This window comes from Shinella sp. (assembly GCF_052438155.1).
GTDB lineage: Bacteria > Pseudomonadota > Alphaproteobacteria > Rhizobiales > Rhizobiaceae > Shinella.
This window is the reverse complement of record NZ_JBQVPI010000079.1, coordinates 1-4,758: the sequence shown is the minus strand read 5'-3', so window position 1 is coordinate 4,758 and position 4,758 is coordinate 1. Positions and strand designations below refer to the sequence as shown.

Genomic DNA, 4,758 nt, shown 5'->3' with positions numbered 1-4,758 from the left:
GAGCCTGCCAAGCCCACGATATCGAACACCGGCTGACAAAGCCAAGGCATCCATGGACCAACGGCCAGGTCGAGCGCATGAACCGCACCATAAAGGGCGCGACCGTCAAGCGCTTCCACTATGACGACCATGAGCAGCTCCGTTCCGGCAACAGATGCGATGTTGTTTATGAAACTCGATGAGGCAAGAGGGATCGTGCGCATCCGCCACTTGGCAGCCAGCGCGGCTTCGACCGGACTGGTATCCGAAGCCCTTGCGCGCCACGGCATGAGGATAGGAAAGATAGTCTTCAATTCAGAGCTTGCCGTCGGATATCGTGTGAGTAGGCCGATGCCAGCGGCAGAGAAGACCTTCAGAAGGTGAAGTCGAGGATAGCCGAGTCCGGATCGCGGAGCGTTTCGGGGTCTCCTGGAGCCGACATTGAGTGCCATGCGCGGCGCAAGATGGCGCAGCTCGGACTTCGGGCCGGGCGGCGGCGTAAGAGCCGTGTAGTTGCCGGCCGCGACCCGATAGGTACCTGAGCCTCAAAGGCGTAGAGACCTCCTCGTTCAGCATCACGTTGATTGGATCGTGAATTGCGCGCGGAGACTCGACCGTCGTGGCGGCGCGAGCGGTGGGAAGCAGCCGGTCGGCGGTAAGCCATGCGCTCAGCCGGGGAAGGAGCGTTTTTTTGCCCGGATCAGCTTTCCATTTCCGAATGCTTGGAGGCCTGTGATCTTACGCAATCAACCGCGCGGCCCTACCCAGGTGTCGCTGTGCATCTTCGTAATAGAGCGCGGCCTGCTGGACGGATTTGTGCTGGGACTGCTCCATTGCCTCAGGCGGCGAGATACCGCGGCGCGCGGCTTCGGTCAGGTAACCGGCGCGCAGACCGTGGGCTGAAAAGGTCGCCGGAGCGAGGCCGGACTGGGCGACGCGGCGCTTGAGGATCGGGTTGATGGTCCGGGCATGAGGGCTTTGCGTTCGAAATTGCCCCAACGATTGATGCCACGAAACACCGTGCCCTCAGTGATCGTCGCGCGATAGAGCCACTTGCAGGGTAACGACCGTGTGGCCGATCAGCAGTACGAAGGCGTCGTCGTCGCTATCGCTCATCTAGAGCACGTCCGGTTTAATCCTGTTCATATCCTGCGGCCCTGAAGTAGTTGGCGCATTCGACGGACGTGAAGAGCTCGATAAGGGAACTGGAACTGACGGCATTCCAGAGGGCGGTGATGGTTCGTTCGGCCCTTGCCCGCATCATCGCCTTGAGCTTGGCGAAGGCGTTTTCGATGGGATTGAAGTCTGGGCTGTAGGGCGGCAGGTAGAGCAAGGTCGCGCCAGCCGCGTTGATCGCTTCGCCTATACCAGCAGCCTTGTGGGCGGGCAGATTGTCCATGACGACGATGTCACCGCGGTGAGCGTGGGAACCAGAACCTGCTCGACATAGGCGCGGAATACGTTGCCGTTCATTGCGCCGTCATAGACGAAAGGGGCGGTCATGCCGGTCAGCCTGAGTGCGCCGGTGAAGGTGGTGGTCTTCCAGTGGCCGTGCGGTACACCGGCCCGGCAGCGCTCACCGCAGTGCGCGCGTCCGCGCAGGCGCGCCATATTGGTCGACAGGCCGGTCTCATCGATGAAGATCAGCTTCGCCGGATCGAGATCGAGTTGGCCATCGAACCAGGTGCGGCGGCGCTTCAGAATATCGGGACGGGCCTGCTCCAGTGCATGTGCGGACTTTTTTGAAGGTCCAGCCGTGTCGGCCAAGCCAGTCGCTCAAGGTACTTCGGCCGATGCGTACCGAGCGCTCCTCCTCCAAACGCCCAACCATCTCGTTGAGCGTAATGTCCTTCTGATCCTCGATCATCCCGACGATGAAGTCTGCATAGCCGTCGAGACGCGAGCCGCGCCGTCGCCCTTGCGGCCGCGGCGTCAGTTCGCCGACCTTCGCTCGTGCGATCCAGCGGATGGCGCTCGATACCCCGACGCCAAACCGGCCCGCCGCCTGGCGGGCGGATGCCCCTTCGCCCCAAGCCTTCAAGACACGCAACCGCAAATCTTCGCTGAGTGCTCTGGCCATCATCTACCTCCGCCAAAGCAGATGTTGAATCAGATACCGGCCAGCCCGTCACATCACAATCGATTCATTGATCCCCGGACTTGCTCTAGAGCTTGACGGTTCTCAAAAGCTTGGCAATCGCTGCAAGGGAAGTTTCCCCTTTTTCCTCTATGGCGCAGACGACATTACGGTTAAATGACATGCGGTAAGTGGCAGGGAACAAGTATACGAGAGTATTGCTTGCACCAATATTATAACCCCTTACAATATCTTTGGCGTCTGCATAATTCTTCGGGCCGTCACGTCAAAGGTGCCCATTGAAGCCGATCCTGTTGCTAAAGCTTTGTATTCCTGTCAGCTTTGCTTTCGGAGAGCCTCCCTTCTTGTTCTTCCAGCGCTCGAACGTCCCTGTCGCCTTCATAAGTAATAATTTGACGTTGTTGCAAGCGTTCTGGGATTGTCCTTTGATGTGCTGGGCAGTGACGTTCTGCCGCTTCCTCGGATCGCCAAACACCATTGGGAGAGCGGCGACCGGTCCCGTAAGTGCAATGGACGAACTGCCGGTATAAGCGCTCAGTCCCCGGATGATCGTACCATGTCCTTCGCAAACAGAGCGAGACTGTTGTCACTTCTAGGTCCGAAGTCGCTTACGATGGGCGTCATCAACGTTCGATTGTCAAACAGGGTGATGCCGAGGGTGACACTTCCATATACAAGATCTGGATTCTCTGCGGCTTCATCGACGTCAATGTAACTCCGCGTAACGAACATTTTCCCCTCGAATATTGTGTCGGATGGCCAGCGCAGGTCGATACGGTTTGTTTTAAAACTAAAAAATAGGCCGCTATTCGCCGGCCACCGTAATGTCTTCTGGGCCCGAAAGGCCCCAATTCTTTTCACGATGTGGCAGTTTCGAAATTCATGATCGGGACCCATTCCACATCGAGGAGAATGTCTGAAGGGCGTGGCGCTACAGTCAAGGCGCATAAGGGCGGTTTGGACGCTGTGATAAGCATCTGGGACGGGCAGTTTAGAGACCGGACCCGTCTGACGAAAATCGGCGGCGAATGGCTAACATGCGCTTGAATATTGTCGGAGGTCGCGCGTATTATTTTTGCTGGATGTCAATCGGCCGGTCGAAAGCCTCATGACAAAACCTTCGCTTCCCAATGCCGTTTCGACCACCGACTGCTTTGGGATGACCTTCCCGGAAAGCGATCCCGGGTCGTTGGAAGCCTATAGTAAAATGCTGCTGCCGCTGTTCGAGTTCGACGTGCCGGATCTTGGCGGAAAGACGCCGTTCTCTTGTGAGGCAGAGGTCTATTGCCTGCCAGACGTCACCGTATCTCGAACAAGGGCGACCGCCTCCCGCTTTACACGGACCGTCCGAACGATTGCCCGATCTGCGACGGACGACATCCCGGTCGTTTGCTACACGAACGGCCACTTTGCCTATCGTATCGGCGATGAAGCACGGCGGGTTGAACAGGGAGAGCTTGCGTTCTTCGATCTCTCGCAGGAGATTGTCATGGAGGCGCCGTCCGTCGAGAATATCAGCCTCGCCATTCAACGGCGAAAACTGGAGCCGGCCATTCCGCTGCTCGACAGCGCGCATGGTCTCGTGGTCCGGCCCGGAGTCCTCTCGAGAGTCCTGATCGGCATTATGGAACACATCATGGAGATGGGGCCGACGATACAAGCGCCGCAAGCCCGCCCGATCGCCGAGGCGATGATCCTGCTCGTCAAATCCCTTCTTGAGAGCATATCACATTCGAAGGCGACGGCCGACGCACAGGGCAGCACCGTTTCGCTTGCAAGCGTGAAAGCTGCCATCGAACGTGGTTTGGCCGATCCCGATCTGGGGGGCCAGTCGTTGCTCGAAGAGTTCGGCATGACGCGCTCGACCTTATACCGCGCTTTCGAGCCGCTCGGCGGCGTCACGGCCTACATCACCGAGCGGCGACTGCGGCATGCGTTCCGCCGAATGACCGATCCCGACGACAAAATCCCGCGCGTCTCGAACCTGGCCTTCGAACTCGGCTTTGCACATGCCTCGACCTTTACGCGCTCCTTCAAGGCGCTCTTCGGCTTGACGCCAAAGGACATCCGAACGCTAGCCATCTGGCCGGCCGGTCAAGACATTCGGTTCCCGGTGTCACCGGACGCTATTCCCTACATCCATCCGCTGGTGCCGGGGCATATCGAAGCTGAGCCGAAGGTCTCTCTGGGCTCCAAATTCTGATGTCGCAGACAACACGCATTCAGTTCCATTATCGGTCATTATAGGGCAATAACCCAAATCATCGAGCAAAACAGTCTAATTCATGTCGCGGAGAGCCCAGCGCCGGGTGATGTCGCGTTGTTTTCATCAACGGCCGGACAATGCTTTTGTCTGTGACCTCATACGACTCCTCACTGATCAGAACTTATTTGCCCATTCTCTGCGTCCGATAGACTTGATGCGCCAAGGCTGGCTTTCGAGCTTTCGTCAGGCATTGCAGCAATGCTCGATGATGTCGTCGTAGGATTAGAAGACTCGGTTTGGGAGCCAGTTTTCACGCATGAATTGCCGAGCATCCGTCGATATCGATTGTCGCCCGTGATCGGGGCGGTGGCTATGGTGAGGCTATCTCAAAGGCCTTGCGGTAATCCCCCCGCAAAACAACTGGCTTCAAAAGTAGAATTTTCTCGGCAAGATGATCGAGGAGATTTTGATGAAG

Annotated in this window: 1 protein-coding gene and 2 pseudogenes; 2 read left to right on the top strand and 1 reads right to left on the bottom strand. The window is 57.7% G+C overall.

The features are described from left to right. Window positions 1–143 (top strand): annotated as a pseudogene (locus tag ACT6VE_RS34380) (integrase core domain-containing protein); the annotation flags it as partial. A 968-nt stretch (window positions 144–1,111) separates the two neighbouring features. Here the strand turns inward: ACT6VE_RS34380 and ACT6VE_RS34375 are convergent. Beyond that, a pseudogene (locus ACT6VE_RS34375) lies at window positions 1,112–2,059 on the bottom strand (IS630 family transposase). Window positions 2,060–3,185: 1,126 nt separating this feature from the next. Between ACT6VE_RS34375 and ACT6VE_RS34370 the strand changes: the two are divergent. Then, complete coding sequence (locus ACT6VE_RS34370) at window positions 3,186–4,280, top strand: helix-turn-helix domain-containing protein (RefSeq protein ID WP_444802614.1); 1,095 nt, start codon at window positions 3,186–3,188, stop codon at window positions 4,278–4,280. Window positions 4,281–4,758 lie beyond the last annotated feature (478 nt).